General features: G+C 59.9%; 15 protein-coding genes. 9 read left to right on the top strand and 6 right to left on the bottom strand.

Annotation, left to right across the window (positions count from 1 at the left end; translation table 11 throughout):
- Window positions 1-4: 4 nt before the first annotated feature.
- The 3 genes from E4021_RS15090 (at window position 5) to E4021_RS15080 (ending at window position 3,099) form a co-directional block, all read left to right on the top strand.
- The gene (locus E4021_RS15090; RefSeq protein ID WP_136460211.1) at window positions 5-1,420 is read left to right on the top strand and encodes a GMC oxidoreductase; all 1,416 of its coding nucleotides are present in this window, start codon (window positions 5-7) and stop codon (window positions 1,418-1,420) included.
- 16 nt (window positions 1,421-1,436) lie between these two features.
- Window positions 1,437-2,237 (top strand): prolipoprotein diacylglyceryl transferase, encoded by an 801-nt coding sequence (gene lgt / locus E4021_RS15085; RefSeq protein ID WP_136460210.1) that lies wholly within the window; start codon window positions 1,437-1,439, stop codon window positions 2,235-2,237.
- A 250-nt stretch (window positions 2,238-2,487) separates the two neighbouring features.
- Window positions 2,488-3,099: an HAD family hydrolase gene (locus E4021_RS15080; RefSeq protein WP_136460209.1), complete on the top strand. Its 612-nt coding sequence runs from the start codon at window positions 2,488-2,490 to the stop codon at window positions 3,097-3,099.
- Between the two features lie 39 nt (window positions 3,100-3,138).
- Here the strand turns inward: E4021_RS15080 and purQ are convergent, their stop codons facing one another.
- The 4 genes from purQ to yidD all read right to left on the bottom strand — a co-directional run bounded on the left by purQ (window position 3,139) and on the right by yidD (window position 6,829).
- Window positions 3,139-3,846, bottom strand: coding sequence for a phosphoribosylformylglycinamidine synthase subunit PurQ (gene purQ, locus E4021_RS15075; protein WP_136460208.1), 708 nt, complete (start codon window positions 3,844-3,846; stop codon window positions 3,139-3,141).
- 282 nt (window positions 3,847-4,128) lie between these two features.
- Window positions 4,129-5,286 carry a prolipoprotein diacylglyceryl transferase gene (locus E4021_RS15070; RefSeq protein WP_136460207.1) on the bottom strand — a complete coding sequence of 386 codons (1,158 nt, stop codon included), beginning with the start codon at window positions 5,284-5,286 and terminating at the stop codon, window positions 4,129-4,131.
- Between the two features lie 18 nt (window positions 5,287-5,304).
- On the bottom strand, window positions 5,305-6,477 hold the full coding sequence (locus E4021_RS15065) for a thioredoxin family protein (protein WP_136460206.1): 1,173 nt from the start codon (window positions 6,475-6,477) through the stop codon (window positions 5,305-5,307).
- A gap of 58 nt (window positions 6,478-6,535) precedes the next feature.
- On the bottom strand, window positions 6,536-6,829 hold the full coding sequence (gene yidD / locus E4021_RS15060) for a membrane protein insertion efficiency factor YidD (RefSeq protein WP_211097032.1): 294 nt from the start codon (window positions 6,827-6,829) through the stop codon (window positions 6,536-6,538).
- Window positions 6,830-7,089: 260 nt separating this feature from the next.
- Here yidD and E4021_RS15055 point away from each other — a divergent pair, with 260 nt between their 5' ends.
- Window positions 7,090-10,386, top strand: a complete 3,297-nt coding sequence (locus tag E4021_RS15055) for a VPS10 domain-containing protein (protein ID WP_136460205.1) — start codon at window positions 7,090-7,092, stop codon at window positions 10,384-10,386.
- Window positions 10,387-11,286: 900 nt separating this feature from the next.
- Window positions 11,287-12,474 (top strand): MFS transporter, encoded by a 1,188-nt coding sequence (locus E4021_RS15050; RefSeq protein ID WP_136460204.1) that lies wholly within the window; start codon window positions 11,287-11,289, stop codon window positions 12,472-12,474.
- 218 nt (window positions 12,475-12,692) lie between these two features.
- Here the strand turns inward: E4021_RS15050 and E4021_RS15045 are convergent, their stop codons facing one another.
- Entirely contained in the window at window positions 12,693-13,508 is an 816-nt protein-coding gene (locus E4021_RS15045) for an inositol oxygenase family protein (RefSeq protein WP_136460203.1), read from the bottom strand.
- A gap of 78 nt (window positions 13,509-13,586) precedes the next feature.
- Complete coding sequence (locus E4021_RS15040; protein ID WP_136460202.1) at window positions 13,587-15,191, bottom strand: solute:sodium symporter family transporter; 1,605 nt, start codon at window positions 15,189-15,191, stop codon at window positions 13,587-13,589.
- A gap of 247 nt (window positions 15,192-15,438) precedes the next feature.
- Between E4021_RS15040 and E4021_RS15035 the strand changes: the two genes are divergently transcribed.
- From E4021_RS15035 to E4021_RS15025, 4 genes are read left to right on the top strand one after another with little or no spacing between them, the layout of a single operon-like run.
- Entirely contained in the window at window positions 15,439-15,768 is a 330-nt protein-coding gene (locus E4021_RS15035; protein WP_136460201.1) for a nucleotidyltransferase family protein, read from the top strand.
- Window positions 15,765-16,208, top strand: a complete 444-nt coding sequence (locus E4021_RS15030; RefSeq protein WP_136460200.1) for a hypothetical protein — start codon at window positions 15,765-15,767, stop codon at window positions 16,206-16,208. Before E4021_RS15035 ends, E4021_RS15030 begins: the two co-directional genes overlap by 4 nt.
- Window positions 16,205-16,378: a hypothetical protein gene (locus tag E4021_RS18170; protein ID WP_168797630.1), complete on the top strand. Its 174-nt coding sequence runs from the start codon at window positions 16,205-16,207 to the stop codon at window positions 16,376-16,378. Before E4021_RS15030 ends, E4021_RS18170 begins: the two co-directional genes overlap by 4 nt.
- Window positions 16,375-17,634, top strand: a complete 1,260-nt coding sequence (locus tag E4021_RS15025; RefSeq protein ID WP_136460199.1) for a cation:proton antiporter — start codon at window positions 16,375-16,377, stop codon at window positions 17,632-17,634. Before E4021_RS18170 ends, E4021_RS15025 begins: the two co-directional genes overlap by 4 nt.
- The last annotated feature ends 106 nt before the right edge of the window (window positions 17,635-17,740 follow it).

The raw sequence follows: 17,740 nt of genomic DNA, 5'->3' as shown, positions 1-17,740 counted from the left end.
TTTTATGGACCGACCTAGTGTATGTATTATCGGCTGTGGCACCTACGGGTCCTACCTTCTCAGGCAACTCCGCGAACGTTACGGCGATATGCTGGACATCACTGTCGTGGAGGTCGGCAACGAAACCACGAAGAGTTCCGAGGAGGCCGGCGTAGCTACGGCTTCGGATACGAGCAAGGTATCGCGCTTCGGACGGTACTTTGGGCTCGGCGGCACCTCGGCCCGCTGGGGCGGACAGATCCTTTTCTTCGACGAGCGGGACGTCGTCACGGACGACCCCGACTGGAACTACATAGTGGAGCTCAACAACCGCCACCGCGGCCGCGTGCTCCGCGAATTGCTCGGCAGGAAGAAGAAACTGCGTGAAAAGGAAGACCCACGGGTCAAGAACGGCATCTGGCTCGGCTATTTCAAGCGAAACCTCTTCAAACGCCTCGGTAAAAAGGACAAGGAGGCCGTGCGCTGGCTGAAGAACACCCGCGTCACCGGATTCACCACCGCCCCCGATGGTACGATCAAGGGGGTGCACATCCGCACCGTCGACGGTAAAGATTCCGTGGTGAAGGCCGACCGCTTCTACCTCACCTCCGGAGCCCTCGAAAGCTGCCGCCTGCTGAGCAAGCTGGACAACGAAACCCTGGCCAATACCGATCTCGGAAAGAACCTCGGCGACCACGTGAGCGTAGAACTCTTCCGGGTGAAGAACTCCCCTCCCGTGCTGCACGGCGTGGATTTCACCCCGCAATTCGTCGGCACTTCCCTGTTCACCAAGCGCCTGCTGGTCAATACGCAGGGGGGCAGGGTAAACTTTGCCCACGTGGTGCCCAACAAGGATGTAGCGGCATTCACCGTGCTCAAGAAGGCCATGTTCGGCCGGCAGGAGGGCGGTACCAGCTTCGGCGAAGTGGCGCAGAGTTTCGCATTTTTGGCCCTCTTCGGCACGAAACTGCTCTTTCTGCGCAAGTTGCACATTCACCGCAACGACTGGAGCCTCCAGCTTGACATCGAGCAGGGAGACGAAACGGATAATGAGGTGGTGGTCTCGGAGGAAACCGACAAATTCGGCGAGCCCGGCATCCGCGTCAACTGGTCGGTGAGCCACAGTGACCGCGCGGCCATCGCCGAAGCGAAAAAGAAGATCAAACAGGTGCTCGACGCCGAGGGCCACTGCTACGAGGAACTCTTTACCGACATTCACGAGTACGAGAAACTGGAAGACACCTACCATCCCGTAGGCTTCATCCGCATGGGGGAGGATGCGCGCGCGCCCGTCGACCGCGACTTCCGGGTGCGGGGCACGTCGAACCTGTACCACTTTTCTACCGCGCTGTTCCGAAGCGCCAAATCCATCAACCCTACCGGGGCGGGTTTCTGTCTGATCGAGGAACACCTCGAGCGGGCCTACCCCATGACCTCCTAGGGTGCTGAACCACGATATGCTGTTATACATCACCTGGGACGCCTCCCCCGAAATTTTCACCATCGGCCCCATCACCCTGCGGTGGTACGGCATGATGTTCGCCATCGGCTTCCTGCTGGGCTTCATGATGGTGCGCCGGATGTTCCTGCGGGAAGGGGCCCCCGAAGCCTGGCTCGATTACTGCTTCTATTTCCTGATCGCCGGTACGGTGCTTGGTGCCCGGCTGGGTCATATCCTGTTCTACCAGTGGGACTACTACAGCCAGCACCCCGGTGATATCCTCAAGATCTGGGAGGGCGGACTCGCCAGCCACGGCGGCGTGATCGGCGTGGTGACGGCCCTCTGGCTCTTCAGTCGGTACGTGAGCAAGAAATCCTTTTTCTGGATCAGCGACAAGGTAGCCGCCCCGATCGCCCTGGTGGGAGCCATGATCCGCTTCGGCAACCTGATGAACAGCGAGATAGTAGGCACCCCGAGCGACGCCCCCTGGGCCTTCCTCTTCGTGAACGCCTTCCCGAGCAGCCTGGCCGACGTGCCCCGCCACCCGGTACAGATCTACGAGAGCCTCAGCTACCTCCTCACGTTCGCCATCCTCATCACCCTTTACTGGAAGACCGACGCCCCCAAGAAACCGGGTTTCCTCACCGGACTCTGGTTCGTTCTCATCTTCGGGTTCCGCTTTATCTGGGAATACTTCAAAAGCGACCAGGGCGGCTTCGGCGAATCACTCACCACCGGACAATGGCTCAGCGTCCCCCTCGTCCTACTCGGCCTGGGACTCATCGCCACCGCACAAAACCGTAAAGTAAAAGCATAATCATGGCGCGGCCGCAGGTGCCAGCCCCCCCCAAGCGAAGCGAGGGACAAAAGCAACACCGCATTGACCCATTAACCCCTTAACCCATTGGCAGCCCCCCCCCGAGCAAAGCGAGGGACAAATGCAACACTGCATTGATCCATTAACCCCTTAGCCCATTGGCAGCCCCTCCCGAGCAAAGCGAGGGGCAAATGCAACACCTATTCAGTCCTTCAGTCCTTCAGTCCTTGACCCATTAACCCCTTAACCCATGATCCACACCATAATCTTCGACCTGGGCAACGTACTCATAGGCTGGCAGCCCCGGGCGCTTTTTGAGCAGGTTTTCGATACGAAGGAGGAGGTAGATCATTTCCTGTCCAACGTTGCCACCTTGGAGTGGAACGAGAAGCAGGATGCCGGTCGGACCATCGAGGAGGGGACCCGTGAATTGATCGAGCGGCACCCCGAATTCGAGCGCGAGATCCGCATTTACTACGACCGTTGGACGGAAACCATCACCGGACCGATCGAGGGCACCGTAGAGATATTAAAGGAATTAAAGGCAAGCGGTAAGTACCGGCTGCTCGCCCTGACCAACTGGTCGCACGAGCTCTTTCCGTGGGCGCGGGAGACTTTCGACTTCCTGGACCTGTTCGAAGAAATCATGGTAAGCGGAGAAGTCAAACTCCAGAAACCCGACCCGGCCATCTACCGCCTGTTGCACGAACGGTTCTCCCTGCAGGGCTACGGCGGCTGCGTCTTCATTGACGACAGTCTTCGCAACGTGGAAGCCGCCCGCCGGGAAGGCCTCGACACCATCCGCTTCGAAAACCCCGAGCAGCTACGCTGGGAACTACGGGAGAGGGGGGTGGAGATTTAAGGGGACTTTAGACTGTTAGTCCTTTAGTCCGTTAGTCCTTTAGTTGGCGGCGGCCACGGCCTTAGCCAGACCTTGGAAAATGATAAGTCCGTCCCGGTTGCCGAGCAGTTCTTCGCTGGCGCGTTCCGGGTGGGGCATCATGCCGAAGACGTTGCGGTTTTCGTTGCAGATGCCGGCGATGTTGCCGATTGAGCCGTTCAGGTTGCTGTCCAGGTTGACTTCTCCGGCGCCGTCGCAGTAGCGGAATAGGATCTGGTCGTTTTGGTTGAGTTGATAGATGGTGTCCTCATCGGCGTAGTAGCGGCCTTCGGCGTGGGCGATGGGGATGCGGAGTACTTGTCCGGGGGAAAGGTCGCGGTTGGTGGGTGCGTTGTCGGTTTCTGCCCGGATGTAGACGTTCTTGGCGATGAACTTCTGTTCGCGGTTGCGCAGCAGGGCTCCGGGGAGCAGGCCGGCTTCGCAGAGGATCTGAAAGCCGTTGCAGATACCAAAGACGTAGCCGCCCTGGTTGGCGAATTCGATCACCGATTTCATGATGGGAGAGAAGCGGGCTACGGCCCCGGCGCGCACGTAGTCGCCGTAGCTGAATCCTCCGGGCACGATAATGCAGTCGTCGGTGGTAAGGTCGCCGAGGCTTTCTTCCTTGTGCCAGAGTTTCCTGGTTTCCCGCCCCAGGACGGTGCCGAGCACGTGGATCATGTCGTCGTCGCAGTTGCTGCCGGGGAAAACGATAACTCCGAATTTCATCTCCTTGAATTTAGGGGGGCAAAGATAGCGAATGGTGGATTGGGGGCGGGCTGGGAGACATCGGACGTATCAGTGCTGCCATTTTTACAGACGTCGGACGTGTCAGTTGGAGATTCAGGAGAGAATTTTAAGACAACCCCATGTAAGAGGTAGAAAATTAGATGCAGCACCCTATTTGGAAGGCTATTTTCCCAAATATGAGCCAATAGCAGTACTGTCACATTGACAGACGTCCGACGTCTGCCAACCAGTCAGACCTGACACGTCCGACGTCTGCCAAGCTCATATCACCGCCCGCCCCCGCCAGCGCACCAGCCAGGCCCCCAGCAGACCCGCGACCATAAAGCCAATGGCAATGATCTGTGCCTGCGTAAGGTGAAGCCCCAATACGTCGTACTTATCATTGAGCCTCACGTACTCGATAAAGAAGCGCTCTACGCCATTGAGGAAAAGGTAGATGCAGAAAAGCATGCCCGGCCACACGGTAAGTGGTTTGCGCACCGCCCACAGGATGCCGCCAATGGCAAATGCCATCAGGGTTTCGTACACTGGGGTGGGATAGTGGAGTTCCGGCAGCCGGCTGCAGTAGTCGACCGTGCAGCCCGGGATGGGCACCCCGCGGTTCAGCACATTGTGGGGATAGTCGTAACCGTATAGCCAGTCGGGCAGGAACCACCAATCAGGGATCGCCGCGATGGCCGAGCCCCAGTCGCCGTCGCCGCTCAGCTGGCAGCCGATACGCCCCACCCCGTAGGCGACGATCAGGGCCGGAGCCACGGCATCCATGATCGGCACTACCGGAATCCGGTGCTTGCGCAAATGAAGGTACACGGCAATTCCGCCGCCGATCAGACCACCGTAAATGGCCAGGCCGCCGCCACTGAATAGCTCCTGCAGCGGATTTTCCAGAAAGCGGTCCCAATACTCAATAACCGCAAAGAGCTTGGCACCCAGTAGTCCGCCAAATGCAGCAACCATGGTTATGGGCCCCACGCGATCGCTGGGGTATACGTCCACGGGCTGCGGATCGGGCAGGGCTCCCTGCTTGCGACCGATGTTGTAGTAGTAACCGAAAAACAGGGCAGCACCAAGAATCCCCCCCAGTAAAGATCCCTCCATGGACAACAGCACCCCGGAAGGGTCCTGCTGCCAGGCCGAAAAGTTGCCGATGGCGTACGGGATCTTATAGCCAAGCAGGAAACCGATGATGGCGTTGCTGATGTAGTCCGCCTTGGTGACGGTCTGCCCGGGCACCCGCAGCACCCGCTCCGCCGGCAGCTGTCCCAGGCGTTCGCGCCGCTCCATTTCCCACTTCAGCAATTTGGCCGCTACCAGAAAGGCCAGCAGCAGGAAGAGCCCGAAGGTCTTGACGATGCTGAAGGCATTGTCGCGCGCCGTGCCGATAAGGTCGTGAAGGAGGTAGCTAAGGTCCGGGTGCATGCCCGCAAAGCTACGGTGCTATTTCGTCTGCTCCCGGAGCTGGTCCACCAGATCCTGGATCGCCCGGCGGTAATTGGCCGGTCCGTCCGGACCCAGGGCGGCAAGGGAACGCTCGGCGGCTTCCAGCGCCTGCCCATACCGCTGTCGCTTCTGCAGAAAGCGGCCCAGGTTGTAGTAATCGCGCCACCCCTCCTCTGCCAGTTCCGCGGCTCCGGTCAGCGCTTCCGCGGCCAGGTCGATTATGACTGTGCGGTCGATAAAGTCTGAATTTTCGAGGGCCCCAAAAAGATTGCGCAGCCTGGCCTCATCCCCCTCGGCTCCCCGTTTGAGGTAGCTTTTGGCGGTTTTATAGACTTTCTCCGGGTCTTGCCCCTGCAGGGCAAACGCGAATTCACCCTCCGATTCGAGTCGTTTGGCTTCGTCATTATCGAAGAGTTCGGCTTTTTCGACCACAGTGGCCATCAGTCGCTCACTCCTGAATTCCAAGGCTTTATCGAAGGAAGCGCGCACGGCCGCACGCACCTTGCTGTCCACGGCTTCCCGTCCTTCCAGCGCCAGGATCGCCTCCCGGTGCTCCAGCAGAAGGTCAAACAGTCGGCTGTCCGCCTCCGTCGTGGCCAACAATATGAGGCGGAGGTTCGCGGGTGCCGTAAAATCCAGTCCGGGCGTGCGCAGGTAGTCGTTGGTGATTTTCAGGTGCGGTTCACCGCGGCGGATCAGGGCGCGCACCAGTTTGTAGGCCGAGCCGGGTTGGTTCTCGGCGAAATCGCGGCGAAGTGCTTCTAGATCATCAACGCGTTCCAGGGCAGTGCGGGCATCGGCGAGCAACTGGGGCACCTGCCGGGCGCCGATCACCCGGTGCACGGGTTCGTTGTTGGGGCCGATGAACAATAGGGTGGGGAAAGCCGGGGCCCGGTGGTATTCCCGGAAGGCAGCCGACTCCGGCTTTTCCATGTCGTACTGGACGTTGACGAAGTTGGCGTTGAAGAATGCACCCACCTCCTCGTTTGGGAATACGTTGGCGGCCATCATCTTGCATGGCCCGCACCACTCCGCGTAGGCGTCTACAAAAATGAGCTTGTCCTCGGCTTCGGCCTTGGCCAGGGCCTCGTCCCAGCTCCCCTCGAAAAATTGAATGCCCTGGGCGGAGAGCGCCGAAGAAACCAGCAAGAGAGCGAAAAGACGGATCATATCGACCGGGATATTAAATGATACAGACTGAAAGGATAGCTATTGGACTCTACCAAAGTTACTCCTTCACGTGGGGCTTTTTGGGCACCGGATCCGGACCGAATCCGCCCCAGGGGTGACAGCGGCCTATGCGCTTGATCGCCAGCCAACTGCCCTTCAGGACGCCCCACTCCTGGATGGCCCCAACCGCATAGTGGCTGCAGGTGGGGTCGTAGCGGCACCGCGGTCCGATCAGGGGTGACAGTGCTGCCTGATAAAATCGGATAGGAAGAATGAAGAGTTTGCGGATCACGTCATGGAAGTCCAGATAATACAGTACGATGGTGGTGGGCGGAGGGTTGCAAGTGGCCATGGAGTTAACCAGTCATTAAGATAAGCGCGCTGGCAGACGTCGGACGTGTCAGTGCTGCCATTTTTGCAGACGTCGGACGTCTGCCAGGGTTTCCGGGGCATTTTAACGATATTTGATAACATATCGTGTTGAAAGTGGCAGAAATGCTAGTAAACACTGAACCGTCATTTTGTCATACATCCGATGTCTGTCAGAATGACGCCTCTGCCACGTCCGATGTCTGCCACGGGCTGGCTATCTTGCCCGCTTAGCTCCAATCCATGAACCGAATTACCCAGCTCTTTACGCTACTCCTTTGCACCTGCGCGCCCGCCCTGATCCTGGCGCAAGACCTCAACGAAGACCACTGGAAAGCCATCGCCCCCCGCTCCCTCGGGCCGGCCGGGATGTCCGGACGGGTAACGGGAATAGACGTGCACCCCGACGACCGCGACATGATCTACGTGGCCACGGCCTCCGGAGGACTGTGGAAAAGCAACAATGGCGGTACGAGTTTCGAACCCATCTTTGACGACCAGAAGTACCTCAGCATCGGAGCGGTGGCCGTCAGCGACGCCAACCCCAGCATCATCTGGGCCGGCACCGGCGAAGGTAACCCCCGCAACTCAGCCAACTACGGCGGCGGCATCTACCGCAGCCTCGACGGCGGCGCCACCTGGGAGATGATGGGCCTGGAAGATACCCGCCATATCCACCGCATCCTTACCCACCCCACCGACCCGAATACCGTCTACGTAGGCGCCCTAGGCAGTATGTGGGGGCCGAACCCCGAACGCGGCGTGTACCGCACCACTGACGGCGGCAAGAACTGGGAAAAGATCCTTTATGTAGACGAGGGCACCGGCATCGCCGAATTTGTTATGGACCCCAGCAATCCCGACAAACTGATCGCGGCCACCTGGACCTTCGACCGCGACCCCTGGTTCTTCAACTCCGGCGGACCGGGCTCCGGCATCTGGATCTCGAAGGACGGCGGCGACACCTGGGAACGCCGCACCGCCAAGGACGGACTACCCAAGGGGAACCTCGGCCGCATCGGTCTGGCCATCTCCGCCAGCAACCCCGAAATTGTCTACGCCCTCGTGGAAGCCAAGGAAAACGGCCTGTACAAGAGCACCGATGGGGGAGAAACCTTCAGCCTGGTGACCACCAAGGACGTCGGCGACCGCCCCTTCTACTACGCCGAGATCTACGTGGACCCCCAGAACCCGAACCGCGTATTCCACATCGCCACCTACATCAGCAAGTCGGAAGACGGCGGCAAGACCTTCACCGAGATTGCCAACTACGGCAACAACGTTCACCCCGACAACCACGCCTTCTGGATCGACGAGGACAACCCTGAATACATCATCCAGGGCAACGACGGCGGACTGAACTTCAGCCACGACGGCGGAGAAACCTGGCGCTTCGCCGCCAACCTGCCGCTGGCCCAGTTCTACCACATCAACTACGACATGAGCTACCCCTACCTGATCGGGGGCGGCATGCAGGACAACGGCAGCTGGGTAGGCCCCAGCCAGGGACTGAAGAGCGGCGGCATCACCGACGCAGACTGGCAGGAAGTGTACTTCGGCGACGGCTTTGACATCATCTTCAAACCCGACCAGCCCGACGTGGTCTACGCCGCCAGTCAGGGAGGCGCCCTCGGCAAAGTGGACCGCAGTACCGGCAAGACCACCTTCATCCGGCCCGTGCACCCCGAAGGGGAATTCCTCCGCTTCAACTGGAACGCCCCCATCGCGCAGTCGCCTCGCGACCCGAACACCATCTACATGGGCAGCCAGTACGTCCACAAGAGCACCAACGCCGGCCTGAGCTGGGAGATCATCAGCCCCGACCTGACCACCAACGACTCCACCAAGCAGCGGCAGGACATCAGCGGTGGACTAACCATCGACGCCACGCAGGCCGAAAACCACACCACCCTGCTCGCCATCGTGCCCGCACCACCCCAATTCATGCAACCCCAGACCCTCTGGGTGAGCAGCGACGACGGACGCCTCCACATCAGTCGCAACGACGGTGAAGAGTGGACGGAACTCACCGGCAAGCTCACCGGTATGAACCCCGGCAGCTGGATCCCCTACATCGAAGCCTCGCCCATTAATCCCGGCGAAGCCTTCGTAGTAGTGAACGACTACCGCCGCGGTGACTACCGCCCCATGGTGTACCACACCACGAACTACGGGGAAAGCTTCACCCGCATCGTGGACGAGAACAAGGTCAGCGGACACGCCCAGGCCATCGTCCAGGACCCGGTACAGGAGAACCTTCTCTTTTTGGGCACCGACCAGGGACTCTGGTACAGCCTCGACTACGGGGACAGCTGGACGCGCTTCGACGCCGGCTTCCCCCACGTGTCGACCCGTGACCTCAAGGTCCACCCCCGGGAGCACGACCTGATCATCGCCACCTTCGGCCGCGCGGCCTGGATCCTGGACGACATCCGGCCGTTCCGCGAAATGGCCCGGGAGGGCGCCGAGATCCTGCAGGACTCCTTCCGCCTCTTCCCCGCCCCGGACGCCTACGCGTGGGAGAGTCGCTCTTACCAGGGCACCCGCTTCTACGCCCAGGGGCAGTTCCAGGGTGAGGACCGCCCCGGCGGCGCAATGCTGACGTACTGGGTGCGCCCCGGCGGCCCCAGCGAAACGGTGGATCCGGATTCGGTGGACGTTAGCCAGCTGACCCGCTTCTCCATCATCGACCCCGAGATCAAGGAGGACATCCCCGGCCGCGAAACCGGCAGCCTGCAGAAGGCCTTCGCCGACCAGAATGAGGAGATCGACCCCATCCCCGCTCCGAAAGAGAAAGTGAAGATCCAGGTGATCGACGTCCAGACCGGCGACACCATCCGCACGTACACCGATAAGCCGCGATGGGGCATGAACCGCACCAGCTGGAACCTGCGCCGCGACGGCGTAGAAACCCCCAGCCGTCGCGAACGCAAGGAGGACGCCGACGCGCCGAACGGCATTTCCGTCACCCCCGGCACCTACCGCATCCTGATGACCTACGGCGACCATACCGATGAAACGATCGTGACCCTGCACGCCGATCCCCGCGACAGCTTCCGGGGCGCCGCCCGCTACGCCGCCCGCGACCGGATGTACGCCGAGTTGGAAGCCGAAGTCAATAAAGTCACCGCCGCCTGGGACCGACTACAGGAGGCCCGCAAGAGCCTGAAACGAGTCGAAGACGCCGCCGCCAACGCCCCTAAGGCCGTCAAGGACACCCTGGCCAACCACCGCAAGGAGCTCCTCAAGCACATCGATCGCCTCGAGGAGATCGTCACCGAACCCGAGGACCTCAAAGGCATCCAGCGCAACCCCACCAACCTGCAGTCCTACCTCTACAGCGCCCGCAACTACATCGCCCAGATCGAAGGCGAACCCAGCCAGATGGCCCGCCTGATGCTGGAGCAGTTCTCCGAAAAGGGCGACGACTTCGTCCGCCAGGTCAACGCCTTCCTCACCGGCGAAATGCGCGAGTTTCAGGATGAAGTGCGCGCGGCCAATCTGAGCTTGTTCGGGGAGCTGGGTGAGGTGAAGGAGTGAAGGGGTCAAGGGGTGAATGGGTGAATAGGTGAATGGGTGAATGGGTGTTGCATTTACCCCTCGCTTCGCTTGGGTAGGTGCGTTGCCTGCTCAAGGGCTCAAGGGGCGTTACAGTTACCCCTCGCTTCGCTCGGGCCGGTCAAGGACTGAAGGGTGAAGGACTGAATGGGTGTTATCCTACCCCTCGCTTCGCTTGGGTGCGGACATAAGTAGGCACATGGGGTTGTGGCTTATTGTCGTAACTTTTGTCCCTTGCTACCCTCGGGTAGGACATGAGTTCTTCGAGAAATTTAGGATAAGTGCTTTCCGCCAACTGGGACTGCAGGGCTGTTCCTTTAGCTCCGTATCCGGATGTTCCCCACCCTTCCCCGGCCCGAGCGTAGAAATGACTGGTTTAAGCCCTTGCCGCCCTTGACCCCTTGCCGCGTTGCCGCACGAACCCGAGCGAAGCGAGGGATAGGGATAACGCTAATTCAGTCCTTCAATCCTTCATCCCTTCACTCCCTGCCCCCTTACCGCACGAACCCGAGCGAAGTTATACTCGGACTAATCAAGCCATTTCAGCCCAAATTATTAACTTCGATCGGGCTATGGTAATCCCGTTCTTTCGGCCGGTGTTGCCGCTTGGGACCCGTAGCCTTCTTCTTCCTTCTGTCGCCTTTTTCGCTGCCGCTTGCTCAAAGCCTGGGCTACGCCGTTTTCAAACTGGTAACGGTTAACCCCCTGGTGGACGGCCGTTTTGCCTTTTGCCGCCCCCACCCGAGCGAAGCGAGGGATGAATGCCGTGCTATTGACCCCTTCAGTCCTTCACCCCTTGTACCTCCCCCCACCCGAGCGAAGCGAGGGGTAAGGATAACGCTCATTCAGTTATTCAATCCTTCACCCCTTCACTCCGTGACCATGAACCCCAGGTACCTAGCCTTCGGCTTCCTCCACTTCTTCTTCAGTTTCGTGGGGCAGACCTTCTTCATCAGTCTGTTCGTGGCGCGGATGACGGAGCGCATGGACTGGGGCGAGAGCACCTTCGCCAGCCTGTACTCCGGCGTCACCCTGGTGGCGGCCTTCATCCTGCCCCTCATCGGCCGGCAGATTGATCGGTTCAAGGTGCGCTACGTCTCTACGGTCACCGCCCTCTGTCTTATCGTGGGCACCCTGCTGCTGGCGTTTGCCGACGAGACCGTCCTGCTGGTGGCCGGCCTGTTCGTGGTGCGGCTGGGTGGGCAGGGGGTGTTGCCGCTGATTGGCTCCACCACGATCGGCCGCTTCTTCAATGCGCGGCGCGGTCGGGCGCTGGCGCTGTCCATCATCGGCATTTCGGTGGCCGAGGTGCTGCTGCCGCCGCTGGCCACCTATGCCATGGTGAGCTACGGTTACGGTCCGGTGTGGCTCATGGCGGGCTGTGCGGTGTTGCTGATCTTCGTGCCCGCCGTGTGGCTGCTGGTGCGGCGCTACGACGATTTCCAACGCGCCGATACGGTGGCCGAGGCCCACCTTCGTGCCGCTCCGGACGAGGTAGAGGCGGATTCCTGGACGCGGACGCAGGTGCTGAAGGACCGCAGGTTCCAGCTTATCCTGCCCATCGTACTTTTCATCCCCTTCGTCTTTACCGGACTGGTCTTCAATCAATCCGTTATCGCCGGGCAACGTGGTTACAGTCCCGAAACCATGGCCTACGGCCTCAGTGCTTACGGGCTCGTGCGGGTAATTTTCCTGCTCTTTGGCGGCGACCTCATCGACCGGGTGGGGCCCACGCGGTTGCTGCGCTTCGTGTTGCTGCCGGCCGTGGCGGGACTACTGGTGTTGCTCCTGGTGGAAGACAGTTGGTCGGTACCCGTCTTTTTCGGACTGATGGCCGTGAGTGGCGGCATGGATTCGGTAAACACCCCGGCCCTGTGGGCGGAGCGTTACGGCCCCCGCTTCCTGGGCAGCATCAAGAGCACGGTCCGCCTCTTCGTGGTGGTGAGTTCGGCCGCGGCCCCCATCCTCTTCAGCTACGGACTACGGTGGGGACTGGAGGCCTGGCTGGGCATCCTGATCGCTTACGGGCTGGCGTGCGTGGGATTGGCGGTGGTGGAGCGGCGCACCTGAGGCCGAGGCCTTGTAGGCCGAGTGTACATTGTCACTGAAGAAATGCCCGTCTCCTAATAGAGCACCTCGACCAATAGCGTAGCCCCGCCGTAAATGGTAAATCACCCCGCCCGGCCCTGGAAGGGACGGCACTAGACGAGCGGAGTCAATTCCGAGGGCACCGAGGAATGGGCTTCGCGACAAAAGAATCGCGCCAGAAGGCCCTCCACCCGATGTCACTACCAGTAGATCGGCCCAGTACCCAAGTACTTCTCAGCGATAGGGCGGTAATAGTCGATCACGTCCTCCAGGTCGTACACTTTTTGGCTCTTGGTGTAGAGGTCGTACTGGTTGAAGTCCTTGATTATGTCCAGATAGGCTTCGTCCTTTTCGTTCAGGATTTCGGTATAAGCACCACCGGAGTGCCAGGGATAGAAGGAATGGTAGCGGATCATGACCATCGCCTCCTCGGGGAGCGTATTGGTGGAGTGGTTATTAAGTACCTGGTAGAGGTATTCGTCGTGACCCCAAGCCAGGTCCACGTTGTCGATGCCGCAGCCCGGCTCGTAGATGCCGAGGGGCGTATTGTAGCGGGGGTCCTGCATGTCGGGATTCAGGGCGTTGAACTCGGGGTAGACGCAGGAGTCGGGCAGGGCGCAGCCCACCACAAATACGTCGCCCACCATGCCCCACTGCTCGGCCTGACTGGTGCCGTCCTCGTCGCTGCCCCACAGGAACATCACCTTTCCGAGGTCGTGGATGAGGCCGGTGAGCTGCATCCAGTCGGGCCGCCCGTCGGCCCGGATCGCCTCGGCGCTCTGGATGAGGTGCTGGACGTTGGGCAGGTCCAGGTCCGGGTCGCTGACGTCGATGAGGCTGTTCAGGTGGCGCATGGCCTCCCAGAGGTCCATCGGGTGATCAAATTTGAGGTACTTTTCGTGCATGCGCTGCACGTAGTCCACCGTCTGGTTCTTACGCATCTTGCGGTAATGCTCCCGTACGGCTACTGACACATCGGGCGCCTCATAATTCCTGAAGACCTTCGCTTCCGCCATGGCAATTTTCGTTGTGGACAGTTGCTGTCCGGTTTAGATTGGTGGGCAATTCCTGCGCTGCGATTCTCGACCGTTACCCTATACGTTACCGAGTGAAAGATAGAACGCCAGCGTGAGAACCACCAGCATCACGCTGAAAACCTTGGCGTACTTCCACGGCTTCAGGTTGAGTTTCCCGGCGTCGTGCATGATGAAGGTAGGGTCCTTCGGCGTCAGGTAGGAGACCACGTGCATAACGATCAGGTTCAGCACGAATTCTATCCCCCATAGGTGGACGAAGTGCATATCTACCGCCAGCCCGTAGTCCATAAGCACGTAGAACACCAGTCCGAACGCTAATCCCGCCTTCGCCCCCGTAGCGGATACCCGGGGAAAGAGGAAGCCGGCGGAAATGACGCTGGCGATCGGAATGAAAAAGATGCCGTTCAACTGCTGCAGCAATTGGTACAATCCTTCGGGGGCATTGGCCACGAAAGGAGCGATTCCAATGGCGAAGAAGGCCAGGATGGCGGACGTCCACTTCCCTACTCTTACCAGCCGTAGCTCACCCGCCGTCGGCTGGATGTACCTTTTGTAAATCCCCAGACTGAACACGGTGGCCGCACTGTTAAGCGTACTGTTGAAGGTGCTGAAAATGGCCCCCATCATCACCGCCACGAAGAAGCCCGTCAGCCACAGCGGCAATACCTTCTTGACGAGGAGTGGGTACACGCTGTCCGGATTGTCGTACAGGCTCTCCCCGTAGTAGTAAAATCCGATCAGGCCCGGCAGCACGATGATGGACGGTACCAGGATCTTCAGCAGGCCGGTAAAGAGCAATCCCTTCTGGGCTTCTTTCAGACTCACGGCGCCGAGTACGCGCTGGACGATGGACTGGTGCATCGTCCAGAAGTAGATCTGGTTGATCACCAGGCCCGTAAACAATACCTCGAACGGCAGGATGGCCGACCGCGACCCCGGACCGATGCCTGGCTCCTGACTGATCACGTTGAATTTCTCCGGACTGTTCTCGAATACCCTGCTCAATCCCTCCAGGGGATTGCCGGCCCCGATGTGCAGCAGTGCCAGCACCGGCACCAGCAGGCCCGCGATCAGCAAACCGAAGCCGTTGATCGTATCGGTGTAGGCGACCATCTTGAGTCCGCCGAAGATGGCGTATACGGCCCCGATGATTCCGACTACGAGAATGGTCACCCAGATCCCCTCCCGTTCGCTGATGTTCAACAGGTCGGAGATCTCGAATATCGCCTCGATGTTGAGGGCGCCGGTGTACAGCACGATGGGCAGCAGCGTGGCCACGAAGGAGATGATCAGCAGCAGGGCCACGATCGTCCGCGTAAGGCCGTCAAAGCGCTTTTCCAAAAACTCCGGGATTGTGGTTAAACCCATCTTCAGGTACTTCGGGGCGAAGTAAAGCGCGCCTACGATCAACGCCAGCGCGGAAGTGACTTCCCAGGCGATGATGATGGCCCCGTTGCGGTAGGCCGAGCCGTTCATCCCCACCAGGTGCTCCGTTGAGATGTTGGTGAGCAGCAGGGAACCCGCGATGACCACCCCCGTCAGTGATCTGCCCCCCAGAAAGTAACCGTCTTGCGTATCGAGCTCGTCCCGGCGCAATTGCCAGGTGGCGTAAAAGGCTACAAATCCGGTATACAGCAGAAAGGTCAGTAGGGTGACGCCCATGAAAGCCTGATTTCAGTTGGAGGCTTTAAGGTAGCAAGTTGACGGGGGTGAATCGGCACTATCGGCCAGTGCGTGATAATGGGGAGGTATAATTTGGCCCGGCGGCAGCGGATTGGCTTCCCTGGGATCGAGGCGGTGCAGTCTGGGTGCGTCGATCTCATACCCGGGCCCGGTGGCTATCGGAATCACTAAGCGGGAAGCAGGAACCGGCCCTGCGGGGCTTCCCTCTTTTGGTTACCTTAGTGCAATGAACATTCCTCCCGATATCCGGGCAACGGAGCTTCTGGCGGCCGTCAAATCGGTTGTAATGGACATCGATCCGGAGGCGAGCGTACACCTCTTCGGTTCCCGCGCGTGGGGAGATTTTGGGGATGAGTCGGGCTGGGATTTTTTTGTCGCTACCTCACACGCCGACGGGCGCAGGGTAGAGGATTTACTCGTCGACCCTGTCTACGAGTTGATGTTGACGCACGATGTGTTGATCCAGTTGGTAGTGTACCCCAAGGTAGTATGGGACCGGGGGCAGTCGCCCATCCCCCTCTTCGATCGGGTCAGAGAAGAAGGCATTGCCCTATGACGGAAGCGGAAAAACAACGCCTGATTGAACTGCAGCTGAATAAATCAGCGGAATGCTTCGAGATCGCGGAGGAAATGCAGCAGGCGCATCCTACCTTTTCCGTCAACCGCTATTACTACGCGCTGTACGATAGCCTGTCCGCGCTCACCTTGTCGATAAACGAAGAGGCAAGAATGCACAAGGGTACCATCGCGACCTTCAACCGCCGGTTTGACAAAAAGGATATTTTCACCCGGGATGATGGGAAATTAGTGGCGCGCGTATTTCTCTGGCGGACGAAGGCGACTATGACGACGATCAGGAGTACTCGAATGCGGAAGTCGATACCATTCGACAACCCGTACGCGACCTGCTGGCCAAAATCCGAGAATACCTTATCGCTTATCGCTACGGGATTAATCCCTTGTATTGCACCTGCGACCCCGCCCCTAGCTAAATGAACGAACTCCAACTCCATCACGACCTGATCGACCGTTACCCTGGCTACGCTATCCGAGTGATGCTGAACGCCCATGCCGAAAAGCTAAAGCACACCCTGGTCGACCGGTCAATAGCCAGCCACCGGACCGTTTCCAGTCGGCGCTACCAACCAGCACCCACCAGCTCATGAACTACTACCTAATCATCTCCGGCCTGATCTTCCTGGCCGCCGTATTTGGCTACCTCAACGTGCGTTTTCTGAAACTGCCGACGACCATCGGCCTCATGTTCATCACCCTGGTGTATACCCTGGGGGTGCTGGGACTCAGCTTCTTCGACGATACCCTGCTGCGGGCGGAGGCGCGGCTGATCCGGGAGATCGACTTCGAGATGGTGCTGATGGACTACATGCTCAGTTTCCTGCTCTTTGCCGGGGCCCTGCACACCAACTTCCAGCAACTGCGGGCGCACCGGTGGCCCATCATCGCTTTTGCCACCCTGGGGGTACTGACGTCGACCTTCCTCATCGGGACGGCCACCTTCTACCTGCTGCAGTTGCTCGGCGCGCCGGTGGCCTACGTCTACTGCCTCCTCTTCGGGGCGATCATCTCCCCGACCGACCCCATCGCGGTGCTGGGCATCCTCAAGCAGGCCGAGGCCCCGAAAAAACTGGAGATCAAGATCGTGGGCGAGTCGCTCTTTAACGACGGGGTGGGCGTAGTGCTTTTCCTTACCCTCTTCAGCATCGCCTCCGCCCCCGGGGAGGACATCGATCCGCTGGCCATCCTGGAACTGTTCGGACTGGAGGTCTTCGGCGGATTGCTGCTCGGCCTGGTCATCGGCTGGATCACTTACCAGTTGATGAAGTCGATCGACGACTTCAGCGTCGAGGTCATCCTCACCCTGGCGGCCGTCATGGGCGGCACGGTGGTGGCCCAGCAGTTCCACCTCTCCGCCCCCCTGGCCATGGTGGCCGCCGGCCTGGTGGTGGGCAACGACCGGGTGCGGGCCTCGGCCATGTCGGAAACCACCGAGCAGTACGTCGACAAGTTCTGGGAACTGATCGACATCCTCCTGAACGCCATCCTCTTCGTCCTCATCGGCATGGAAATGCTGGTACTCACCTACGAGGGCAGCTACCTCCTGGCCGGACTGCTGGCCATCCCGATTGTGCTGCTCTGCCGCTACGCCTCCCTGTGGCTGCCCGTGAAGGTGTTTGAGCGCAAACTCGACTTCGTACCCCACACCGACGCGATCATGACCTGGGGTGGTTTGCGGGGCGGTATCTCCATTGCCCTTGCCCTGAGCCTGGCCCCGGAGATGAACCGCGAGATGTTCCTGGTGATGACTTACGTGGTGGTGGTCTTCTCCATCCTGGTGCAGGGCCTTACGATCGAGCGGGTGATCCGGCGGTTGCTGCCGGGGACTAAGGTCGAGGCCTTATAGGCCGAGCACGGTTCGCGAGCTGTGCTCGCGGTCACTAAATCCGCGGGGCCCATTCCTCGCTTCGCTCGGAATCGACCCCGCTAGGTGAGGCCGTCCCTTCCAGGGC

The sequence above is a fragment of the Neolewinella litorea genome (genome assembly GCF_004803465.1).
Taxonomy (GTDB): domain Bacteria; phylum Bacteroidota; class Bacteroidia; order Chitinophagales; family Saprospiraceae; genus Neolewinella; species Neolewinella litorea.
Note: the sequence above shows the minus strand (reverse complement) of the source record. Positions and strands in the feature narration are given on the sequence as shown.